Here is a 20,404-nt window from a genome sequence, read left to right as displayed (position 1 = left end):
CAGATTAACCAGCCTTCGCTAAGGCTGCCAACTAGAAACACCAATAATTAGAATTTAACGTGAAACCGACTCAGATATCAGTAAAAGACATGATTTTGTCGTCACGATAAGATACGAAGCAAAAAAAAGGCCAGCACAGAAGGTGCTGGCCTTTCATCAGAAAAGAAATTATTCCACTTCGCGGGCGTCGATTCGCAGCTCTTTCGGCACTTCAAAGACAATGTTCTCTTCACGGCCTTCCAGCGGCACCGCTTCGCCACCACCCAGCTCTTGCAGGCGGGCAATGACGTTTTGCACCAGAATATCCGGCGCTGAAGCACCTGCGGTAACACCGACGCAGGCCGCGTTTTTCACCCACGCTTCCTGAATGTCCGTTGCGTCGTCGATCAGAAACGCCGCTTTCCCCATACGCTGCGCCAGTTCGGCCAGACGGTTAGAGTTAGAGGAGTTTTTTGAACCGACCACCAGCACCACGTCCGCCTGTTCAGCCAGCGCGCGCACGGCTTCCTGACGGTTGGTGGTTGCGTAGCAGATATCATCTTTGCGCGGCCCGACGATTTTTGGGAAGCGCTGGCGCAGGGCGTCAATCACGTCTGAGGTGTCGTCCACGGAAAGCGTCGTCTGGGTCATAAACGACAGACGCGCTTCGTTTTTCACATTCAGCGTAAAAACGTCTTCCGGCGACTCAACCAGATACATGCCCCCTTCCGGGTTGCTGTACTGACCCATGGTTCCTTCAACTTCCGGGTGACCGGCATGGCCAATCAGAATCGACTCTTCACCACGACGGCTTGCACGCGCCACTTCCATATGCACCTTGGTCACTAACGGACAGGTGGCATCGAATACGGTCAGATCGCGGCTTTTGGCTTCGTTACGTACGGCCTGGGATACGCCGTGCGCGGAGAAGATGAGGATTGCGCCGTCCGGCACTTCGCTGATCTGCTCGATAAAAATCGCACCGCGCTCGCGCAGGCTGTCGACCACGTAGCGGTTGTGCACCACTTCGTGACGCACGTAAATCGGCGCGCCGTAAATCTCCAGCGCATTTTCAACAATGCTGATAGCGCGGTCTACACCAGCGCAAAAACCGCGCGGGTTAGCCAACAGGATCTGCATTTCAGTCCTCCAGCGCCGGATCGATCTCCAGCACTTCTACATCAAAATGAACGGTACGCCCGGCAAGCGGATGGTTGAAGTCAACGGTGATGGAATCCCCGTTGATTTCGCGGATCACGCCAGGCATTTCGCTGCCGTCCATAGCGGTAAAGAGCATAATCGCCCCGATCTCCGGTTCACCCGCATCCATAAACTCACGGCGCGAGAAGTACTGAATCAGATCCGGGCTTGGCACACCGAATGCCGCATCCGGCTCCAGTGAGAACGCTTTTTTCTCACCCTCTTTCAGCCCGAGAAGCTGTTGTTCGAGGCCTTCAGACAGGGAGGTGTCGCCCAGACGAAACAGCGCCGGTTTGCCATTGTTGCGGGTGGACTCGGCCGTGGAGCCGTCATCCAGCTTCAGCGTGAAATGAACGAGAACCGCGCTGTTGCTCTGTACGGATTTAGACATGCAAATTGCTCGCTTGTTTTGGGTCACCTGTTGCCCGGTGGCGCTACGCTTACCGGGCCTACGGTGGCCACAAATTCTGTAGGCCGGGATCGCTACGCGTCACCCGGCTGGTTTTGTTACACCTGCTCTTTCGCGGCCGGTTTAGGCAAGAAGCCTTCCAGCACGATTAACGCTGCACCAACGCATATTGCGCTATCGGCGAGGTTAAAGGTCGCAAAGTGCCAGTCGCCGACGTAGAAGTCGATCATATCGACTACAAAGCCGTGCCACAGGCGGTCAAACAGGTTACCCAGTGCGCCACCAATGATCAGCGCGTAGGCGATGTTATTCAGCTTTTGCGTGGCCTTCGAGCGGTACATCAGCACCGCGAGCACGACGCAGATACCCATTGCGATACCTGCGAAGAACCAACGCTGCCAGCCACCGCTGTCGGCAAGGAAACTAAACGCCGCGCCGTAGTTGCGGGCGTAGTGCAGGTTAAGCGACGGGAACAGCGGGACCGTATCCCCCAGAGCGAAATTCTGGAGGATCAGGAACTTGCTGCCCAAATCAATAATCAGCACCACTACCACCAGCCACAGCCAGCGCAGTCCTGTTGAACAGAGAGTTTTACTCATCAGGCAAACTTACGTTTTTCGCCGTCGCCGGCGACGTTGCTTACACAGCGTCCGCAGATGTCTGCGTGTTCCGCCACCTGGCCGACATCGGTAGTGTAATGCCAGCAACGCGGGCATTTTTCACCATCGGCTTTGCTCAGTGCGACCTTCAGTCCTTTGAGCAGTTCGCTCTGCTGAGCATCAGCAGATGCCTCGGCATAATCCGCAACTTTCGCACCGGAGGTCAACAGGACAAATCGTAATTCATCGCCCAGCGCGGTCAGCTTCGCGGCCAGCTCAGGCTCTGCGTACAGGGTCACCGTCGCTTCCAGAGAGCCACCGACTTTCTTGTCAGCGCGCGCCTGCTCGATAACCTTGTTCACTTCGCCACGCACTTTCAGCAGCTCGTCCCAGTAGGCGTCGTTCATTGCTTCAGTGCTGGAGAGATCGAACAGACCTTCGTACCACTCGCCGGTGAAGACATACTTCTCACGGTCGCCCGGCAGGTAACCCCAGATTTCATCTGCGGTGAAGGACATGATCGGCGCCATCCAGCGTACCAGCGCCTCTGCGATGTGGAACAGCGCGGTCTGGCAGCTACGACGCGCCACGCTGTCCGCTTTCGCGGTATACTGGCGGTCTTTGATGATGTCGAGATAAAACGACCCCATCTCAATGGAGCAGAAGCGCATCAGGCGCTGCACCACTTCGTGGAAGTCGTAAGACTCATAGGCTTTCAGAATATCTTCCTGTGCCGCTTTCGCGCAGCCTACCGCCCAGCGATCGAGCACCACCATCTCTTCCGGCTTCACCATGTCTTTTACCGGATCAAACCCGTTCAGGTTCGCCAGCAGGAAGCGCGCGGTGTTACGGATACGACGATAGCTGTCAGCAGCACGTTTCAGGATCTCGTCAGACACCGCCATTTCGCCCGTGTAGTCGGTGGATGCCACCCACAGGCGTAGAATATCCGCGCCCAGCTTGTTCATCACGTCCTGCGGAGAAACGGTGTTACCGATGGATTTGGACATCTTACGGCCCTGACCATCCACGGTGAAGCCGTGGGTCAGTACCTGGCGGTAAGGTGCTTTGCCCTTCATGGCGGTGGAGATCATCAGGGATGACATGAACCAGCCGCGGTGTTGGTCGGAGCCTTCCAGATACATGTCGGCAGCGTGACCGGCGAACTCAGGGCGCACGTCAACCACGGAGGAGTGGGTAGACCCGGAGTCGAACCACACGTCCAGGGTATCCGGCACTTTCTCGTAGTTGTCCGCGTCAGCGCCCAGGATGTCACGGGAATCGAGATCCCACCACGCCTGAATGCCGTCAACTTCAACGCGCTTCGCCACCTCTTCCATCAGTTCCAGGGTGTTCGGGTGCAGTTCCTGCGTCTCTTTATGCACGAACAGCGACATCGGCACGCCCCAGGTGCGCTGACGGGAGATACACCAGTCAGGACGGTTAGCCACCATGGATTCGATACGCGCCTGGCCCCAGTCCGGGATCCACTGCACGCCTTTGATCTCTTTCAGAGACTGCTCGCGCAGGCCTTTCTGGTCCATGCTGACGAACCACTGCGGGGTCGCACGGAAGATAATCGGGGTCTTATGGCGCCAGCAGCACGGATAGCTGTGCTGCATTTTCTCAACGTGCAGCAGCGCGCCGCTGGTGCGAAGCATGTCAACGATGATGTCGTTGGCTTTAAAGACGTTGATACCGTCCAGCGCCGGGTAGGTGCCAGGCAGGTAAGAGCCATCCGGACCGACCGGGTTGGCGATTTCCAGACCGTATTTCAGGCTGATGTTGTAGTCGTCAGGACCGTGGCCGCCGGCGGTATGCACCGCACCGGTACCCGCGTCCAGCGTGACGTGGTCGCCCAGGATCGCCGGAACGTCGAAGTCCAGGAACGGGTGTTTGAAGCGCATCAGTTCCAGCGCGTCGCCTTTTACGGTGCCCAGCACGCTGTAATCGGTGATGTTCGCGCGTTTAAGCACGCTTTCAACCAGATCTTTTGCCAGGATAACCGCGCGACCATCAATTTGTACCAGCGCGTACTCAAACTCACCGGACAGGGAAATGGCACGGTTGGCTGGTAACGTCCACGGGGTGGTGGTCCAGATAACCAGCGAGACTGGACCGCTTACGCCTGGCAGGCCAAATTTAGCTTTGATCGCATCCTGATCGACCGCTTCGAACGCCACGTCGATAGAAGGCGAGGTTTTGTCGTAATACTCTACTTCCGCTTCTGCCAGCGCAGAACGGCAGTCCACGCACCAGTGCACCGGCTTAGCGCCTTTATGCAGGTGACCGTTGCCGATGATTTTACCCAGCGCACGGATAATGTTGGCTTCGGTTTTGAAGTCCATGGTCAGGTACGGGTGCGACCAGTCGCCCAGCACGCCCAGACGGATGAAGTCAGCGCGCTGACCGTCTACCTGGGTGGCAGCGTATTCGCGGCATTTCGCGCGGAACTCTGCGGCGGTGAACTTCTCACCCGGCTTACCGTACTCTTGCTCCACTTTCAGCTCGATTGGCAGACCATGGCAGTCCCAGCCCGGAACATAAGGCGAGTCATATCCCGCGAGTCCTTTGGACTTCACGATAATGTCTTTCAGAATCTTGTTTACAGAGTGACCAATATGAATGCTGCCATTCGCATAGGGAGGGCCATCATGCAGAATGAAGGTTTTTTTGCCTTTTTTGGCTGCACGAATGATGCCGTACAGGTCATCATCAGTCCAACGCGCCAGCATTCCCGGTTCGCGCTTGGCGAGATCGCCGCGCATCGGGAACCCTGTTTCCGGCAAATTCAGGGTTGATTTATAGTCACTCATCAGATTCTCGGTTCCGTATTTATCACGTAGGCAGTTAAGCCGGTTCTAAAGCCCAAAAAACTCGCGGGCCGTTAATTCATCTCGCGCGATTTGCGCCTTAAGTTCATCCAGCGAAGCGAATCGCTGTTCATTGCGTATTTTTTTACGCAGTATCACATCTATATGGCGACCGTAGAGGTCCATTACAACGTCCAGCAGGTGTACTTCTAACTGTTGACGCACACCGGAAACCGTTGGACGTGTACCAATGTTGGCAACACCGTAGAAAGGCTTCTCACCCAGTCCTGCCACTTCCACCGCATAGACCCCTTTAACCGGGGAGACCTGACGACGCAGCGGTATATTCGCCGTCGGAAAACCTATCGTGCGGCCCAGCGCATCGCCATGGACCACACGACCTGAAATTGTGAACGGATGACCCAGCAGCGTTTCTGCCGTGTCCAGTTCATCGTTCGCCAGCGCCTGACGTACCGCCGTGCTGCTGACGCGCACCCCGCCCTCACAGAAGGTCATCGTACTGGTGACGTCAAACCCGTACTCCAGGCCAGCCTTCTGTAATAACAAGAAATCGCCCTGACGACCAGCGCCAAAGCGGAAATCATCGCCCACGGCGAGAAACTGCACGCCAAGCTGCCTGACCAACAGATCGCTGACAAAGTTTTGTGCGGTCAGCGCGGCAAACCGACGGTCGAAGCGTACGCACAGGACGTAGTCCACGCCGGACTCCGCCAGGTAGCGTAACTTCTCACGCAGACGCGTCAGCCGCGCGGGGGATTTCTCGCCGGCAAACAGCTCCAGCGGCTGCGGTTCGAAAATCATCACCACAACGGGCAGGCCACGCGCCTCCCCTTCTTTACGCAATCCCTGCAACAGCGCCTGATGCCCACGATGCACGCCGTCAAAATTACCAATGGTCAGTACGCACCCGTGCGGGGCTTGACTGAGATTATGTATGCCGCGTATCAGCTTCATGACTGGCTCAAAACAGTGAAAATCGCCAAAGTATACCTTGTACGGCGGTTAAGGTTAACCGGCGATTGTTCACGCGAAACAGAAAGCCGTATGATTTCATCAGGCTGACCTTTCACAGCAAAAAAATCTGCCCGAGAACTGCGATTTTTATGCCGAAAGGCTGTATTCACGAAAGACAAGCTGGTAGAATCCTGCGCCATCACTACGTAACGTAGCGTCGCTCATTAACGGCGCTTATTTGCACAAATCCATTGACAAAAGAAGGCAAAGAGGGCATATTCCTCGGCCTTTGAATTGTCCACATAGAACATATTTGGGAGTTGGACTTGGCTAATATCAAATCAGCTAAGAAACGTGCCGTTCAGTCTGAAAAGGCTCGTAAGCACAACGCAAGCCGTCGCTCTATGATGCGTACTTTCATCAAGAAAGTATACGCAGCAATCGAAGCAGGCGACAAAGCTGCAGCGCAGAACGCATTTAACGAAATGCAACCAATCGTGGATCGTCAGGCTGCTAAAGGTCTGATCCACAAAAACAAAGCAGCGCGTCATAAAGCAAACCTGACCGCGCAGATCAACAAACTGGCTTAATCGCTACTTGTTGTTGCTTGTTTGAAAGAACCCGCTTAACGCGGGTTTTTTTATGTCTTCAGATTGCCGGCGGCGTAAACAGCGCCGAGTAGTCGCGGTTGCAGATTCGCTGCACCGCCGGGTGCTGAATCATCCTTTCGGCGAATATGGCGTGATACTCTTCCATCACGTTATCCACCCTGCCAATCTCGGTAATCTTGTCGTCTGAATAGAGATCGTGCGCGTACAGCGTCGGGGCAACGAAGATAGCGTTGTGCGCCTCGCCAAAAGCCTTCATCAAAGCCGCATCGTCGAACTCACCGAGGATCTCCACGTTCAGCCCCTGCGAGTTAAACCAGTTCAGCAGCTTACGTCCGAGCATAGACCGCCTACCCGGCACCAGCAGGCGGCGCTCTTCCAGGCAAGCAGGAAACGGTTTTTCCGGCGGCGGATTAATGCACCAGAAACTGACGCCGCATTCGCCAATTTTCACCGAGAACAAGCCTTCCTGCTGCGTGGAGTCGATTGGGCAGTCCGAAATGATCATATCCAGCTTATGCTGGCTCAGCTGTTCCAGCAGCATCTCGTGAGTGGACTCAAAGCAGCGTAAATGAATCTGTTCATCTTCCACCACCGCCGCATCCAGCACACCGCTTACCAGCCGTTTGGACAACGCATCCGCCACGCCCACGTCAAAGAGCAGGTTCGACTCTTTGCGATAGTTAACGATATCCAGCATCTCCTGGCTCAGGGTGAACATCTTGTCCGCATAGCGGAACACCAGTTCGCCCAGCTCGCTCGGCTCAATGCCACGTCCTTTCCGCTTAAAAAGCTTGCCCTGTAAGCGCTCTTCCAGGGCTTTGATTTGCCCGGTAATAGTTTGTGGTGTCAGGTAGAGCGCCTCTGCCGCTCCCACGACCGAGCCCTGCTTGTAGACATGCCAGAAGTAATAGAGATGGTTATAGTTCAAATGAGACATCACGTTTTCACTCCCTGATAGTTTATCGGGAGAAGGCTTCCCTTCTCCCGGTTTCCTGTTATGCCTGGACAGCCTGTCCGGACAACTTCACCTTCAACAAGGTATAACCAATAACCGCGGCCAGTAACGACCCGATAAGAATGCCGAGTTTCGCCCAGACGATAAGCTCAGGCGCGCTGGCACCAAACGCCAGCGTCGAGATAAAGATCGACATGGTGAATCCAATACCGCACAGCACGCCGATGGCCATAATCTGACTAAAGGTGGTTCCGTTTGGCAATGACGCCAGCTTCAGCTTCAGCGCCAGCCAGCAGAACAGGCTGATACCCAGCGGCTTACCGATAAACAAACCAGCGATGATACCCAGCGGCAGCACAGAGGTGAGTCCGTCCAGGGTAACACCGGCCAGGGAAACACCCGCGTTGGCAAATGCAAACAGCGGCAGGATCATAAAGCCCACCCACGGATGAAGCACATGCTCCAGCTGTCTGGCAGGCGATTTGCCGTCCTGCTCCTTCAGCGGAATAAAGAAGCCAACGATGACGCCCGCCAGCGTGGCATGCACGCCAGACTTCAGCACCGCCGTCCACAGCACCATCCCCACCAGAATATAAATACCCGTGCGTCGGACGTTGAAGACGTTCAGCAACGCCAGCACCGCAATAGCCACGGCCGCCACGCTCAGCGACAGAACCGACAGATCGCTGGTGTAGAACAGCGCGATAATCACGATAGCGCCCAGGTCATCGATAATCGCCAGCGCCATCAGGAAAATTTTCAGTGCTACCGGGACGCGGCTACCGAGCAAGGCTAAGACCCCGAGCGCAAACGCGATATCCGTTGCGGCCGGGATCGCCCAGCCGTCACGCGCAATCGGATCCTGCCACGCAAACGCGAGAAAGAGCAACGCGGGAACGATCATCCCGCCAATCGCCGCGATCACCGGAAACGCCGCGCGCTGACGGCTGGCAAGAGAACCGATCACCAGCTCACGTTTGACCTCCAGGCCTACCAGCAGGAAGAACACCGCCATCAGCGCATCGTTGATCCACAGCAGCATGTTCTTGTTAATTTCCAGCGCCCCGACCTTCAGCTCGACGGGGGTTTCCAGAAATGCGTGATAGAGATCGCGCGTCATGCCCATATTGGCGAGCAGCATGGCGGCTGCAGCAGCAATAATCAGGATGACGCCGCCGGATGCCTCACTGCTAAAGAAACGGTGTAGTAATTTCACGTTTGAACTCTCTTTTACAACAATACCTCGGTAAAACCATAATATCAGCGCAAACAGATCGGTAAAAACAGATTAATATTGGTTATAGATTCAGTTTAACCGAGGAATAACGCTATAAAGCAAAAAGCCCGGAATCGCTTCCGGGCTTTAAAGGATAGTAACCAGCTGGCAGGTTAGCGGGTTAAATCGTCGAAGAATTTTTTGACGCCATCGAAGAAGCTTTTGGAGCGCGGGCTGTTTTTCTCACCCGTCGGGCCACCAAAACTCTCCTGAAGCTCTTTCAGCAGCTGTTTCTGCTTGTCGTTCAGGCCGACCGGCGTTTCAACGACCACGCGGCATAACAGGTCACCCTGCGCGCCACCGCGAACGGATTTAACGCCTTTGCCGCGCATGCGGAACAGCTTCCCGGTCTGGGTTTCGCCAGGGATTTTCAGGTTAACGCGACCGTCCAGCGTCGGCACTTCGATTTCGCCGCCCAGCGCCGCCATCGCAAAGTTGATCGGCACTTCACAGTACAGGTTGTTACCTTCACGCTCGAAGATGGCGTGCTGTTTAACCTGAACCTGAACGTACAGATCCCCTGCCGGTGCGCCGTGCTCGCCAGCTTCCCCCTCACCTGCCAGACGGATGCGGTCGCCCGTATCTACGCCTGCCGGGATCTTAACGGACAGCGTTTTGGTTTTCTCCACGCGACCGTGACCGTGGCATTTGGTGCACGGATCTTTAATCAGCGTACCGCGACCATGACAATGCGGACAGGCCTGCTGCACCGCGAAGAAGCCCTGGCGCATCTGCACCTGACCGGAACCGTGACAGGTTGGACAGGTCTGTGGCTGAGTCCCCGCTTTCGCGCCGCTGCCGTGGCAAACGTCACACTCTTCCAGCGTCGGGATACGGATCTCTTTGGTTACGCCACGAACCGCTTCTTCCAGCGTCAGGTCCATGTTATAGCGCAGATCTGCGCCGCGCGCCGCGCGCTGACGACCACGACCGCCGCCGAAGATATCGCCAAATACATCGCCAAAGATGTCGCTGAAATCAGCGCCGCCGCCGAAGCCGCCGCCACCAAATCCACCGCCGCCCATGCCGCCCTGTTCAAAGGCCGCGTGACCATACTGGTCATAAGCCGCACGTTTTTGTGCATCGGTCAGGACTTCATAGGCTTCTTTAATCTCTTTAAATTTGGCTTCAGCCTCTTTGTCACCCTGATTACGGTCAGGGTGGAATTTCATGGCCAGGCGCTTATATGCCTTTTTGATTTCACGCTCTTCCGCAGTTTTCGGAACGCCTAAAATCTCGTAATAGTCTTGCTTTGCCATTGGTTTTTTTAAGCCCCTTAACATGCGAGCACGGGCGTGGAGAATACTCCTACGCCCGTGCCGATTAATTACCCTGCATCAGGGCGATTATTTTTTATCTTTCACTTCTTCGAACTCAGCGTCGACAACATCGTCGTCTTTCGCGTTGTTCTGGGAAGCATCAGCGCCCGCCTGCTGCTGTGCGTGCTGCTGCTGAGCGATTTCCATCAGCTTCTGAGAAACCTGTGCCAGCTCCTGCATCTTCGCTTCAATGTCCGCTTTGTCTTCGCCTTTCAGAGACGTTTCCAGCGCGCTCAGTGCAGTTTCGATCGCAGTTTTGTCTTCCGCTGGCAGTTTATCGCCCGCTTCTTCAACCTGCTTACGGGTGCTGTGCAGCAGATGGTCACCCTGGTTACGGGTCTGAACCAGCTCTTCGAACTTACGGTCGGATTCCGCGTTAGCTTCGGCATCACGAACCATTTTTTCGATTTCCGCTTCGTTCAAGCCAGAAGATGCCTTGATGGTGATCTTCTGCTCTTTACCGCTGTTTTTGTCTTTCGCAGACACGTGCAGGATACCGTCAGCATCGATGTCGAAGGTGACTTCGATCTGTGGCATGCCGCGTGGTGCCGGGTTAATACCGTCCAGGTTGAACTGACCCAGAGATTTGTTATCCGCCGCACGCTTACGCTCACCCTGAATCACATGGATGGTTACCGCAGACTGGTTGTCTTCAGCGGTAGAGAACACCTGGCTGTGTTTCGTCGGGATAGTAGTGTTTTTGTTGATGAGCGGAGTCATCACGCCACCCATGGTTTCGATACCCAGTGACAGCGGAGTAACGTCCAGCAGCAGTACGTCTTTCACTTCACCCGTCAGAACACCACCCTGAACCGCAGCACCGATAGCAACCGCTTCGTCCGGGTTCACGTCTTTACGTGGCTCTTTACCAAAGAATTCAGCCACTTTCTTCTGAACCATTGGCATACGAGTCTGACCACCTACCAGGATAACGTCCTGAATATCAGACACGGACAGGCCAGCGTCCTGCAATGCAACTTTCAGTGGCTCGATAGAACGGTTCACCAGGTCTTCTACCAGGCTTTCCAGTTTCGCACGGGTCACTTTGATGTTCATGTGTTTTGGACCGGTCGCGTCTGCGGTGATGTACGGCAGGTTCACGTCGGTCTGCTGAGCGGAAGACAGCTCGATCTTCGCTTTCTCAGCGGCTTCTTTCAGGCGCTGCATGGCCAGCGGGTCGTTACGCAGGTCAATGCCCTGATCTTTCTTAAACTCGTCAACGAGGTAGTTGATCAGACGGGTATCGAAGTCTTCACCACCCAGGTGGGTATCACCATTGGTTGCCAGAACTTCGAAGGTTTTTTCGCCGTCAACGTCGTCGATTTCGATAATAGAGATATCGAAGGTACCACCACCCAGGTCGTAAACCGCGATAGTACGGTTACCAACTTCTTTATCCAGACCGTAAGCCAGTGCTGCTGCGGTTGGTTCGTTGATGATACGTTTTACTTCCAGACCTGCGATACGGCCAGCATCTTTGGTTGCCTGACGCTGAGCATCGTTGAAGTAAGCAGGTACGGTGATAACAGCTTCAGTTACCGGTTCACCCAGGTAATCTTCCGCGGTTTTCTTCATTTTCTTCAGCACTTCAGCAGAGATCTGCGGAGGTGCAGTTTTGGTGCCTTTCACATCAAGCCATGCATCGCCGTTATCGGCTGCGATGATTTTGTAAGGCATGATGGAAACGTCACGCTGAACTTCTTCGTCCTGGAAGCGGCGGCCAATCAGGCGTTTGATTGCAAACAGGGTGTTTTGCGGGTTTGTCACTGCCTGACGTTTAGCCGGCTGACCAACCAGAGTTTCACCATCCTGGGTATAAGCAATGATAGAAGGCGTGGTGCGATCGCCCTCGGCGTTCTCCAGCACACGTGCAGTAGTGCCATCCATAATCGCTACACAAGAGTTGGTAGTACCCAGGTCGATACCAATAATTTTACCCATCTAAACGTCTCCACTAAAAATTCAGTCAACATGTGGTTGTGTACCTGTAATAAGGGCAGAACGTGCTTTTTCAACTGCCCAGATTTGATTTTTTTCAGGTCCACACACTGCGGTTGCTTACAAGATGGGGTCACAACGGCATCCATCAAGGGGGAAGGATAAAAAATTTTTTAATTTCACCCCGATGAGATCATAGACGGCGCCGATGCCGCCCATTATGATGCCGCGCCCCGTCAGGGAGAACTGGCGCGGGTTTAACCATTTCACCATATTAATGATGATTTTTTTGAGGACTTATGGGCAACACTAAGTTGGCTAATCCGGCTCCGCTGGGCCTGATGGGTTTTGGCATGACCACCATTCTGCTGAACCTGCACAACATCGGGATGTTCCCGATGGACGGCGTAATCCTGGCGATGGGCATTTTTTACGGCGGTATCGCGCAAATTTTCGCGGGCCTGCTGGAATATAAGAAAGGCAATACCTTCGGCTTAACCGCCTTTACCTCTTACGGTTCGTTCTGGCTGACGCTGGTCGCCATTCTGCTGATGCCTAAAATGGGCCTGGCAGATGCTTCAAACGCCCATTTCCTGGGCGTGTACCTGGGACTGTGGGGCGTGTTCACCCTGTTCATGTTCTTCGGCACCCTGAAGGCGAACCGCGCGCTGCAATTCGTCTTCCTGAGCCTGACCGTGCTGTTCGCTCTGCTTGCCGCGGGTCACCTGGCGGATAACGAAGGCATCGTTCACGTTGCCGGCTGGGTCGGTCTGGTGTGCGGCGCAAGCGCTATCTACCTGGCAATGGGTGAAGTGCTGAACGAGCAGTTCGGCCGCACCGTATTACCGATTGGTGAAAAACACTGATCCCTCTGTCGTGCCCGCGTCGCGGGCACGACATCCCTCTGACTGGCGAAGCCACATCCCCAATACCAGCCCCATCAGCGATAACGCCAGCACGTACCATGCAGGTGCAAGGGGTGACAGCCCCATCAACACCGTGACCACAATCGGGGTCAGCCCACCGAAAATGGCATACGAGACGTTATAAGAGAAAGAGATGCCGGTGAAGCGTACCTCCGGCGGGAAGGCGCGGACCATTACGTACGGTACGGCGCCAACGACGCCCACGCACAGCCCGACGATGCCGTACAGCAGGAACAACTGTTCAGGATGGCTGCCCGCAAGATGGTAGAATGCCCAGCTCGACGCGGCCAGCAGCAGGCTGCCGACAATAAAGGTCACGCTGGCACCGAAACGATCCGCCGCCAGTCCCGCGGCCAGACAGCCAAAGCAGAGCATAATTGTCGCGATACTGTTCGCCTGTAACGTCACAGCAGGCGCAAAACCGTACTGTTTTTGCAGCCAGACCGGCGACATCAAAATGACCACCACGATACCCGCAGACAGCAGCCAGGTCAGAAGCATCGACACGACTACCGCTTTTTTATGCCGCACTACTACGGTTTTTACCGGCAATTCTTGCGCCAGCGCCTTCCGCTGCTGCATTTCCAGAAATACTGGCGTCTCCTGCAACCAGCGTCGCAGGTACATTGCCACTAGCCCAAACGCCCCGCCCAGCAGGAACGGGATACGCCAGCCCCAGTCGTGAACGGCCTGTTGCGTCATGCTGGTATTGATGATGGTTGCAACCACGGAGCCAAGCAGGATCCCAATCGTCAGTCCTGCGGTCAGCGTTCCGCACGCAATGCCGATGCGGCGCACCGGGACGTGCTCAGCGACAAACACCCACGCGCCCGGCACTTCCCCGCCGATGGCCGCGCCCTGGAGAATACGCATCAGCAGCAGCAATAACGGGGCGATAATGCCCATCGAGTCATAGGTAGGCAAAAGGCCAATCGCCAGCGTCGGCACGGCCATCAGCAGGATGCTGAGGGTAAACATCTTCTTGCGCCCAACCAGATCGCCAAAGTGCGCCATAACAATGCCGCCCAGCGGACGCGCCAGATACCCGGCAGCGAAAATGCCGAAGGTTTGCACCTGACGCAGCCATTCAGGAATATCCGCCGGGAAAAACAGCGCCCCCACGACGGCGGCGAAGAAGACAAAGATGATGAAGTCGTAAAACTCCAGCGCGCCGCCCAGAGCAGCGAGCGTGAGGGTTTTGTAGTCCTGTCGATTCAGAGGTCGGGTGTTATGTGACATAGCGAACCATTGTGCATGTGTTGTGGATTATTTTTTACAGCAATCGTAAAGAAAAAATTACTATATCGTAAATCCATTTACACGCTACTGCGGCTGGCGCTAATGTCACATTTAAAGCATTTTCAGGAGATTGTTTCGCGGCGAGCGCTTTTAGGGCGAAATGCTGCTACCACGTTGCCGTCAGTTTCCACGTACGGACCGTCAAGCAGTTGTATACAATACGGTACACTTGCAAAGATACCGTGGACGATAACGCTCCCGTCTTCGGCTTTTACTCCTTCCAGCGTTTCTTTTATCGACTTCGGCTGCCCCGGCAGGTTCAGGATCAGCGCCTGTTTGCGGATCACCCCGACCTGACGGGAAAGAATGGCCGTCGGGACAAAGTGTAGACTGATCTGGCGCATCTGTTCACCGAAGCCCGGCATTTCACGATCGGCGATAGCCAGCGTCGCGTCCGGCGTTACATCGCGGCGCGCGGGGCCGGTTCCGCCCGTCGTCAGCACAAGGTGGCAGCTCATCTCATCCACCAGCTCACACAGGGTCTGCTCGATGATCGGCTGCTCGTCCGGGATCAGGCGAGTCTGGATCTCAAACGGGGTAGTGAGCGCGCTGCCCAGCCACGCTTCCAGAGCAGGGATGCCTTTATCCTGATAAACACCGCTGGAGGCGCGGTCAGAAATCGACACTAAGCCGATGCGTAAGGTATTCATATCCATTCCATTCAAAAAGTACTGATTAAAGGGAATGATACACGCAGAGAGAAAATTCAGACAGAGGCGGGGGAAAGAGGCGTGACCGGGAACCCGGTCACGCAGAATGATTACAGCAGGTCGCCGATCATTTTTTCCAGTTTTTCCTGGTCGATAGCAAACTTACGGATACCGTCCGCCAGTTTATCTACGGCCATTGGATCCTGGTTGTGCTGCCACAGGAACTCGGACTCGGTGATGCGCTCTGGGCGCGCTTTCACTTCACCGGTGTAGGACAGTTTACGCTCGATAGCTCCTTCGCTTTCTGCCAGCTCTTTCAGCAGCGCAGGGGCGATGGTCAGGCGGTCACAGCCAGCCAGCTCAATGATTTCACCGACGTTACGGAAGCTTGCGCCCATAACAACGGTCTCATAGCCGTGCTGTTTGTAGTATTCGTAGATTTCCGTCACGGAAATCACGCCTGGATCTTCAGACGCCGCATACTCTTTCTTGTCGGTGTTGGCTTTGTACCAGTCCAGAATACGGCCCACAAACGGAGAAATCAGGTATACGCCAGCTTCGGCACATGCACGCGCCTGTGCGAAGGAGAACAGCAGAGTCAGGTTACAGTTGATCCCTTCTTTTTCCAGCTGTTCAGCGGCGCGAATGCCCTGCCAGGTAGAGGCCAGTTTGATCAGGATACGGTCGTTGCTGATGCCCGCATCGTTGTACAGTTTGATCAGGCGTTTTGCTTTGGCAATAGACGCTTCGGTGTCGTAGGACAGGCGAGCATCAACTTCAGTAGAGATACGGCCAGGAACGAGCTTCAGGATTTCCAGACCGATGTTTACTGCCAGTTTGTCAGTCGCATCCACAACCTGCTGCGCGCGGTCATTGCTCTGTGCTTTTGCCCAGGTCACCGCCTCGTCGATCAGTTTGCGATACTCAGGGATCTGCGCGGCGTTAAGGATCAGAGAAGGGTTGGTTGTAGCATCCTGCGGCTGGTACAGCTTCATTGCCGCAATATCTCCGGTGTCAGCGACGACAGTGGTGAACTGACGAAGGGAGGTCAATTTATCCGTCATGATAGTGTTTCTCTTTTAACGTTCCCTGGATAATTCACACTACCGACAGCCTGCCAGCAGCGGAAAAATGACAGGTTTACTTGTTAGGGGGATGTAACCGGTCTGCCCTGATGATAACACGAGTGAGAGGCAGCGCAACCGCAGACAGTGCGCTTAGGCAGAGTATGATAAACTCAGAATATTAACAGGCTGCTAAGTAACAGCATGCACAATCAGTGGTAGCGCTTACATATTCACGTTGGCATCAACAAGAGGGACGTTAGTGCCTGATTTCTTTTTCTTTATTAACGAAGTTCTCTGGGGTTCAATCATGATATACCTGCTTTCAGGAGCAGGTATCTGGTTTACGTGGCGCAGCGGACTGATTCAGTTTCGCTATATTCGCAAATTTGGCAGAAGTCTGAAAAACAGCGTCACGCCACAGCCGGGCGGCCTGACCTCATTTCAGGCGCTCTGTACCAGCCTGGCCGCGCGCGTCGGCAGCGGTAACCTGGCCGGTGTCGCGCTGGCAATCGGCGCGGGCGGTCCGGGCGCGGTATTCTGGATGTGGGTGACGGCGATTATCGGTATGGCCACCTCCTTTGCTGAATGCTCGCTTGCGCAGCTCTACAAAGAAAAAGACGGCAACGGTCAATTTCGCGGCGGCCCCGCCTGGTATATGGCTCGCGGACTGGGAATGCGCTGGATGGGCGTCCTGTTCTCAATCTTTTTACTGATGGCCTATGGTCTTATTTTCAATACCGTTCAGGCTAATTCCGTCGCCCACGCGCTGCGCTTTGCCTTCAATTGTCCGGAGTGGCTGACGGGCAGCGCGCTTGCCCTTCTCACCCTGCTGACCATTGTGACCGGGCTGAGAGGGGTTGCCCGCCTGATGCAGTGGCTGGTTCCGCTGATGGCGCTGCTGTGGGTGTCAACCAGCCTGTTGGTATGCGCGATACATATCGACGAAGTGCCGAACGTCATCGTCAGCATTTTCCAAAGCGCGTTCGGCTGGCGCGAAGCGGCTTCCGGCGCGCTGGGTTACACCCTTAGCCAGGCGCTCACTGCGGGTTTTCAGCGAGGCATGTTCTCCAACGAGGCGGGAATGGGCTCCACGCCGAATGCCGCCGCAGCGGCCGCATCCTGGCCCCCGCATCCCGCCGCGCAGGGCATTGTACAGATGATTGGCGTCTTCACAGACACCATTGTTATCTGCTCCGCCAGTGCGATGATAATGTTGCTGTCCGGCGCCGTTGAACATCCATCCGGCAGTACAGCAGGCATTCACTGGGTACAACAGGCGCTGGTCTCCCTCGTCGGCGGTTGGGGCGCAGGCCTTGTCGCCCTTGTCGTGGGGCTTTTTGCCTTCAGTTCTATTGTGGTGAACTATATCTATGCCGAGAACAACCTTATTTTCCTGAAAGTTGACTCGCGTCTGGCCCGCAACATCCTTCGCGCGGGTGTGCTGGCGATGGTATTTGTCGGTTGCCTGCTCAGCATGCCGATGATCTGGCAACTGGCGGATGTCATTATGGCGCTGATGGCCATCACCAATTTGACGGCAATTTTGCTTCTTTCACCGGTTGTGGCGCTGATCGCGCGCGATTATCTGCGTCAGCGCAAGCTCGGCGTACAGCCCGTCTTTGACGCCTCACGCTATCCCGAAATCGAATCACAAATTGCTCCTGGCACCTGGGATGATTTGCCGCGGCAATAACAGCTATCGATCAATTCAGGGCGATTTTTTGTTAAAGTCGCTCTAAATTTCCTGCAAGGACTGGATATGCTGATTCTGATTTCACCTGCCAAAACGCTCGACTACCAGAGCCCGCTCGCCACTGAGCGTTATACCCAGCCGGAATTGCTGGACTACTCGCAACAGCTGATCCACGAGGCGCGTAAGCTTTCGGCTCCGCAAATCGCTTCGCTGATGAGCATCAGTGATAAACTCGCCGACCTGAACGCCACCCGTTTTCATGAGTGGCAGCCTGACTTCACGCCCGCCAACGCCCGCCAGGCGCTATTGGCCTTTAAAGGTGACGTCTACACTGGCCTGCAAGCAGAAACGTTTAGCGAAGCCGATTTCGATTTTGCCCAGCAGCATCTGCGCATGTTATCCGGCCTGTACGGGGTGCTGCGCCCGCTGGATCTGATGCAGCCGTATCGTCTGGAGATGGGTATCCGCCTGGAAAATGCTAAAGGCAAAGATCTGTACCAGTTCTGGGGCGATGTCATTACCGATAAGCTTAACGCGGCGCTGCAAGCCCAGGGGGACAACGTGGTGATCAACCTGGCCTCCGATGAGTACTTCAAATCGGTGAAGCCGAAAAAGCTGAATGCGGACATTATCAAGCCGCTGTTCCTCGACGAGAAAAACGGCAAATTTAAAGTGATCAGCTTCTACGCCAAAAAAGCGCGCGGTCTGATGAGCCGCTTCATCATTCAAAACCGCCTGACGAAGCCAGAGCAGCTCACTGGCTTTAACAGTGAAGGGTATTTCTTCGACGAGGCATCGTCAGGAAAAAACGAGCTGGTGTTTAAGCGTCACGAGCAATAAAAGACAACCCCGCCAGCTGGCGGGGTTTGTATTAATGGTGCTTCCGGTCCGGCCCCGGGCGATGATCGTCATGACGGTGATGATCGTGACGATCGCGATGTTCATCGTGCGGACGCCAGTGGTTATCGCGCCAGTCATAGTGCGCTTTCCACCAGTCATGGTCGCGCCAGCGGCCGCCATCCCAGTAGTGTCCGTTATTATCCCGATCGCCAATTTGCAGTTTTACCGCAGGGACGAGGGTGATCTCAGCTGCCTGCACCGCCATGGGAGCGACCAGCATCAGTGAAAGCGCGATAAGTGCAGGTTTCAGTGTAGACATAGGTGACTCCTTATTCTTCTTGCCCAACGTGGGCCGATGTAAGGAGAGTACGTGATGGGAACGGTGGATGTTATTCTCTGCAATCCTAAACCCTAAGTGACCGCATTTATTGGGAATTTCTGCTTTTTTCCTGCTGTTTTTCTCCTTATTTTCTCCATAAAAAAGCCGGGTGGCGGCTTCGCCTTACCCGGCCTACTTTCTGAAATGTTCCAGGCCGGGTAAGGCGAAGCCGCCACCGGGCAATAAACTCACGCTCGGGTCATCATCAGCTTACGCAGTGCGGCAAAGTCTGCGGGCAGCTCATGGGACAGCAACGGCAGGTCGGCGCGCTCGGCCAGCTCTTTTGGCAGCGGCAGCGTTTTACCCAGGATCGCTTCCACGCTCTCTTTGAACTTGGCCGGATGGGCGGTACCGAGGAACAGGCCATACTCACCCGGTTGAAGCTGATCGCGCAAGGCACGATAGGCAATCGCCGCGTGCGGCTCAGAGGTATAGCCCACCGCTTTCAGCTCGCGCATGGTGGCTTTCGTGGTTTCGTCCGTCACCGCTGCGTAGCCCAGGTCGCCCAGACGCCAGACCTTACGGCGGAACAGCTCTTCCACACGCGGCCAGTTGTTAGGCTGTGACACATCCATCGCATTGGAGAGCGTGGCCTGCGTCGCGTTCGGCGCCCATTTTCCGTCCTTCAGGAAACGCGGCACGGTGTCGTTGGCGTTGGTAGCGGCGATAAAGCGCTTCACCGGCAGGCCGAGTGATTTCGCCAGCAGGCCCGCCGTCAGATCGCCGAAGTTCCCGCTTGGCACAGAAACTACCAGCTGATTGCGCGCGTCCTGCGGCAGCTGGGCCACCGCTTCGAAGTAGTAGCAGATCTGCGCCAGCAGACGGCTGATGTTGATGGAGTTGGCAGAGTTCAGCCCCAGCGCCGCCTTCAGCTCTTCGTCATCAAAGGCCTGCTTCACCAGCGCCTGGCAGGCATCGAAATCGCCGTCGATCGCCACGGTTTCAATGTTGCCCCCAAGAGTGCAGAACAGTTTTTCCTGAAGCGGGCTGATTTTGCCTTTCGGATAGAGGATCACCACGCGGACGTTTTTCAGGCCGTAGAACGCATGAGCCACCGCCGCACCGGTATCACCTGAGGTCGCGGTCAGGATGGTCACCGGTTTGTCGCCGCTGATGTGGGTCAGCATCTGCGCCATAAAGCGACCGCCGAAATCTTTGAACGCCAGCGTCGGGCCGTGGAACAGCTCCAGACAGCCAACGTCAGGCTCCACCTGCTTCACCGGGGCCGGGAAAGCAAACGCAGCGCGCACGCGCTCTTCGAGCAGCTCCTGCGGGATTTCGTCGCCAATAAACGCAGACAGAATTTTGGTGCTGCGGGTGACAAAGTCCTGCTTAAGCAGTTCATCGATTTCAGTCAGTTGAAATTCCGGCAGGTCGTGGGGGAAGAACAGCCCCTGATTTTTGCCCAAACCCTGCGTTACCGCCTGCGCAAAGCTGACCTGCTCGTTATGATCTTTAAGGTTGTAGAGTTTCATT

The 20,404-nt window shown here is 55.4% G+C and carries 18 protein-coding genes and 1 pseudogene; 4 read left to right on the top strand and 15 right to left on the bottom strand.

Annotated elements, in window-relative coordinates; genetic code table 11:
* Positions 1-168 precede the first annotated feature (168 nt).
* From ispH to HWQ15_RS23455, 6 genes and pseudogenes are all read right to left on the bottom strand, one after another.
* Complete coding sequence (gene ispH, locus HWQ15_RS11845) at positions 169-1,119, bottom strand: 4-hydroxy-3-methylbut-2-enyl diphosphate reductase (protein ID WP_022647010.1); 951 nt, start codon at positions 1,117-1,119, stop codon at positions 169-171.
* 1 nt (position 1,120) lies between these two features.
* Complete coding sequence (gene fkpB, locus HWQ15_RS11840) at positions 1,121-1,570, bottom strand: FKBP-type peptidyl-prolyl cis-trans isomerase (RefSeq protein WP_022647009.1); 450 nt, start codon at positions 1,568-1,570, stop codon at positions 1,121-1,123.
* A 116-nt stretch (positions 1,571-1,686) separates the two neighbouring features.
* Entirely contained in the window at positions 1,687-2,187 is a 501-nt protein-coding gene (gene lspA / locus HWQ15_RS11835; RefSeq protein WP_023299295.1) for a signal peptidase II, read from the bottom strand.
* Positions 2,187-5,003 (bottom strand): isoleucine--tRNA ligase, encoded by a 2,817-nt coding sequence (gene ileS / locus HWQ15_RS11830; protein ID WP_038415308.1) that lies wholly within the window; start codon positions 5,001-5,003, stop codon positions 2,187-2,189. Before ileS ends, lspA begins: the two co-directional genes overlap by 1 nt.
* Positions 5,004-5,048: 45 nt before the next feature.
* Positions 5,049-5,975, bottom strand: a complete 927-nt coding sequence (gene ribF, locus HWQ15_RS11825) for a bifunctional riboflavin kinase/FAD synthetase (protein ID WP_023299293.1) — start codon at positions 5,973-5,975, stop codon at positions 5,049-5,051.
* A 7-nt stretch (positions 5,976-5,982) separates the two neighbouring features.
* Positions 5,983-6,200, bottom strand: a pseudogene (locus HWQ15_RS23455) (DUF2575 domain-containing protein).
* 101 nt (positions 6,201-6,301) lie between these two features.
* Here HWQ15_RS23455 and rpsT point away from each other — a divergent pair.
* The gene (rpsT, locus tag HWQ15_RS11815; RefSeq protein WP_003856458.1) at positions 6,302-6,565 is read left to right on the top strand and encodes a 30S ribosomal protein S20; all 264 of its coding nucleotides are present in this window, start codon (positions 6,302-6,304) and stop codon (positions 6,563-6,565) included.
* 58 nt (positions 6,566-6,623) lie between these two features.
* Here the strand turns inward: rpsT and nhaR are convergent, their stop codons facing one another.
* The 4 genes from nhaR to dnaK form a co-directional block, all read right to left on the bottom strand.
* A complete protein-coding gene (gene nhaR / locus HWQ15_RS11810) occupies positions 6,624-7,523 on the bottom strand; it encodes a transcriptional activator NhaR (protein ID WP_003856462.1) in 900 nt (299 codons plus the stop codon).
* 58 nt (positions 7,524-7,581) lie between these two features.
* The gene (gene nhaA / locus HWQ15_RS11805) at positions 7,582-8,757 is read right to left on the bottom strand and encodes a Na+/H+ antiporter NhaA (RefSeq protein ID WP_045621246.1); all 1,176 of its coding nucleotides are present in this window, start codon (positions 8,755-8,757) and stop codon (positions 7,582-7,584) included.
* A gap of 173 nt (positions 8,758-8,930) precedes the next feature.
* Positions 8,931-10,076 (bottom strand): molecular chaperone DnaJ, encoded by a 1,146-nt coding sequence (gene dnaJ, locus HWQ15_RS11800; protein WP_008502040.1) that lies wholly within the window; start codon positions 10,074-10,076, stop codon positions 8,931-8,933.
* An 87-nt stretch (positions 10,077-10,163) separates the two neighbouring features.
* On the bottom strand, positions 10,164-12,077 hold the full coding sequence (dnaK, locus tag HWQ15_RS11795; protein ID WP_006810169.1) for a molecular chaperone DnaK: 1,914 nt from the start codon (positions 12,075-12,077) through the stop codon (positions 10,164-10,166).
* Positions 12,078-12,373: 296 nt separating this feature from the next.
* On the opposite strand from dnaK, the gene satP reads away from it, so the two are divergent.
* Positions 12,374-12,940, top strand: coding sequence for an acetate uptake transporter (satP, locus tag HWQ15_RS11790; protein WP_022647004.1), 567 nt, complete (start codon positions 12,374-12,376; stop codon positions 12,938-12,940).
* Here the strand turns inward: satP and HWQ15_RS11785 are convergent.
* From HWQ15_RS11785 to tal, 3 genes are all read right to left on the bottom strand, one after another.
* Positions 12,917-14,239: an MFS transporter gene (locus HWQ15_RS11785; RefSeq protein ID WP_048966496.1), complete on the bottom strand. Its 1,323-nt coding sequence runs from the start codon at positions 14,237-14,239 to the stop codon at positions 12,917-12,919. The two genes, satP and HWQ15_RS11785, sit on opposite strands and share 24 nt — an antisense overlap.
* A gap of 122 nt (positions 14,240-14,361) precedes the next feature.
* Positions 14,362-14,949 (bottom strand): molybdopterin adenylyltransferase, encoded by a 588-nt coding sequence (gene mog, locus HWQ15_RS11780; protein WP_003856479.1) that lies wholly within the window; start codon positions 14,947-14,949, stop codon positions 14,362-14,364.
* A gap of 110 nt (positions 14,950-15,059) precedes the next feature.
* Positions 15,060-16,013, bottom strand: coding sequence for a transaldolase (tal, locus tag HWQ15_RS11775; RefSeq protein WP_003856481.1), 954 nt, complete (start codon positions 16,011-16,013; stop codon positions 15,060-15,062).
* A 262-nt stretch (positions 16,014-16,275) separates the two neighbouring features.
* Here tal and HWQ15_RS11770 point away from each other — a divergent pair, with 262 nt between their 5' ends.
* Positions 16,276-17,709 carry a sodium:alanine symporter family protein gene (locus HWQ15_RS11770; RefSeq protein ID WP_063148746.1) on the top strand — a complete coding sequence of 478 codons (1,434 nt, stop codon included), beginning with the start codon at positions 16,276-16,278 and terminating at the stop codon, positions 17,707-17,709.
* Between the two features lie 66 nt (positions 17,710-17,775).
* Complete coding sequence (gene yaaA / locus HWQ15_RS11765; RefSeq protein WP_063215971.1) at positions 17,776-18,549, top strand: peroxide stress protein YaaA; 774 nt, start codon at positions 17,776-17,778, stop codon at positions 18,547-18,549.
* Between the two features lie 31 nt (positions 18,550-18,580).
* Here the strand turns inward: yaaA and HWQ15_RS11760 are convergent, their stop codons facing one another.
* Positions 18,581-18,868: a DUF2502 domain-containing protein gene (locus HWQ15_RS11760; RefSeq protein WP_022646999.1), complete on the bottom strand. Its 288-nt coding sequence runs from the start codon at positions 18,866-18,868 to the stop codon at positions 18,581-18,583.
* A 248-nt stretch (positions 18,869-19,116) separates the two neighbouring features.
* Positions 19,117-20,403, bottom strand: coding sequence for a threonine synthase (gene thrC / locus HWQ15_RS11755; protein WP_063148745.1), 1,287 nt, complete (start codon positions 20,401-20,403; stop codon positions 19,117-19,119).
* Position 20,404 lies beyond the last annotated feature (1 nt).

This window comes from Enterobacter sp. DSM 30060 (assembly GCF_013375955.1).
Classification (GTDB): domain Bacteria; phylum Pseudomonadota; class Gammaproteobacteria; order Enterobacterales; family Enterobacteriaceae; genus Enterobacter; species Enterobacter intestinihominis.
The sequence above is the reverse complement of the archived record's forward strand: the minus strand, read 5'-3'. Positions and strand labels throughout refer to the sequence as shown.

What these genes read in the sequence shown, in the direction of transcription:
- mog (WP_003856479.1), bottom strand. Translation starts at nt 14,949, where the DNA reads ATGAATACCTTACGCATCGGCTTAGTGTCGATTTCTGACCGCGCCTCC.
- dnaK (WP_006810169.1), bottom strand. Translation starts at nt 12,077, where the DNA reads ATGGGTAAAATTATTGGTATCGACCTGGGTACTACCAACTCTTGTGTA.
- yaaA (WP_063215971.1), top strand. Translation starts at nt 17,776, where the DNA reads ATGCTGATTCTGATTTCACCTGCCAAAACGCTCGACTACCAGAGCCCG.
- dnaJ (WP_008502040.1), bottom strand. Translation starts at nt 10,076, where the DNA reads ATGGCAAAGCAAGACTATTACGAGATTTTAGGCGTTCCGAAAACTGCG.
- ileS (WP_038415308.1), bottom strand. Translation starts at nt 5,003, where the DNA reads ATGAGTGACTATAAATCAACCCTGAATTTGCCGGAAACAGGGTTCCCG.
- lspA (WP_023299295.1), bottom strand. Translation starts at nt 2,187, where the DNA reads ATGAGTAAAACTCTCTGTTCAACAGGACTGCGCTGGCTGTGGCTGGTG.
- tal (WP_003856481.1), bottom strand. Translation starts at nt 16,013, where the DNA reads ATGACGGATAAATTGACCTCCCTTCGTCAGTTCACCACTGTCGTCGCT.
- nhaR (WP_003856462.1), bottom strand. Translation starts at nt 7,523, where the DNA reads ATGTCTCATTTGAACTATAACCATCTCTATTACTTCTGGCATGTCTAC.
- fkpB (WP_022647009.1), bottom strand. Translation starts at nt 1,570, where the DNA reads ATGTCTAAATCCGTACAGAGCAACAGCGCGGTTCTCGTTCATTTCACG.
- HWQ15_RS11785 (WP_048966496.1), bottom strand. Translation starts at nt 14,239, where the DNA reads ATGTCACATAACACCCGACCTCTGAATCGACAGGACTACAAAACCCTC.
- ribF (WP_023299293.1), bottom strand. Translation starts at nt 5,975, where the DNA reads ATGAAGCTGATACGCGGCATACATAATCTCAGTCAAGCCCCGCACGGG.
- satP (WP_022647004.1), top strand. Translation starts at nt 12,374, where the DNA reads ATGGGCAACACTAAGTTGGCTAATCCGGCTCCGCTGGGCCTGATGGGT.
- HWQ15_RS11760 (WP_022646999.1), bottom strand. Translation starts at nt 18,868, where the DNA reads ATGTCTACACTGAAACCTGCACTTATCGCGCTTTCACTGATGCTGGTC.
- thrC (WP_063148745.1), bottom strand. Translation starts at nt 20,403, where the DNA reads ATGAAACTCTACAACCTTAAAGATCATAACGAGCAGGTCAGCTTTGCG.
- ispH (WP_022647010.1), bottom strand. Translation starts at nt 1,119, where the DNA reads ATGCAGATCCTGTTGGCTAACCCGCGCGGTTTTTGCGCTGGTGTAGAC.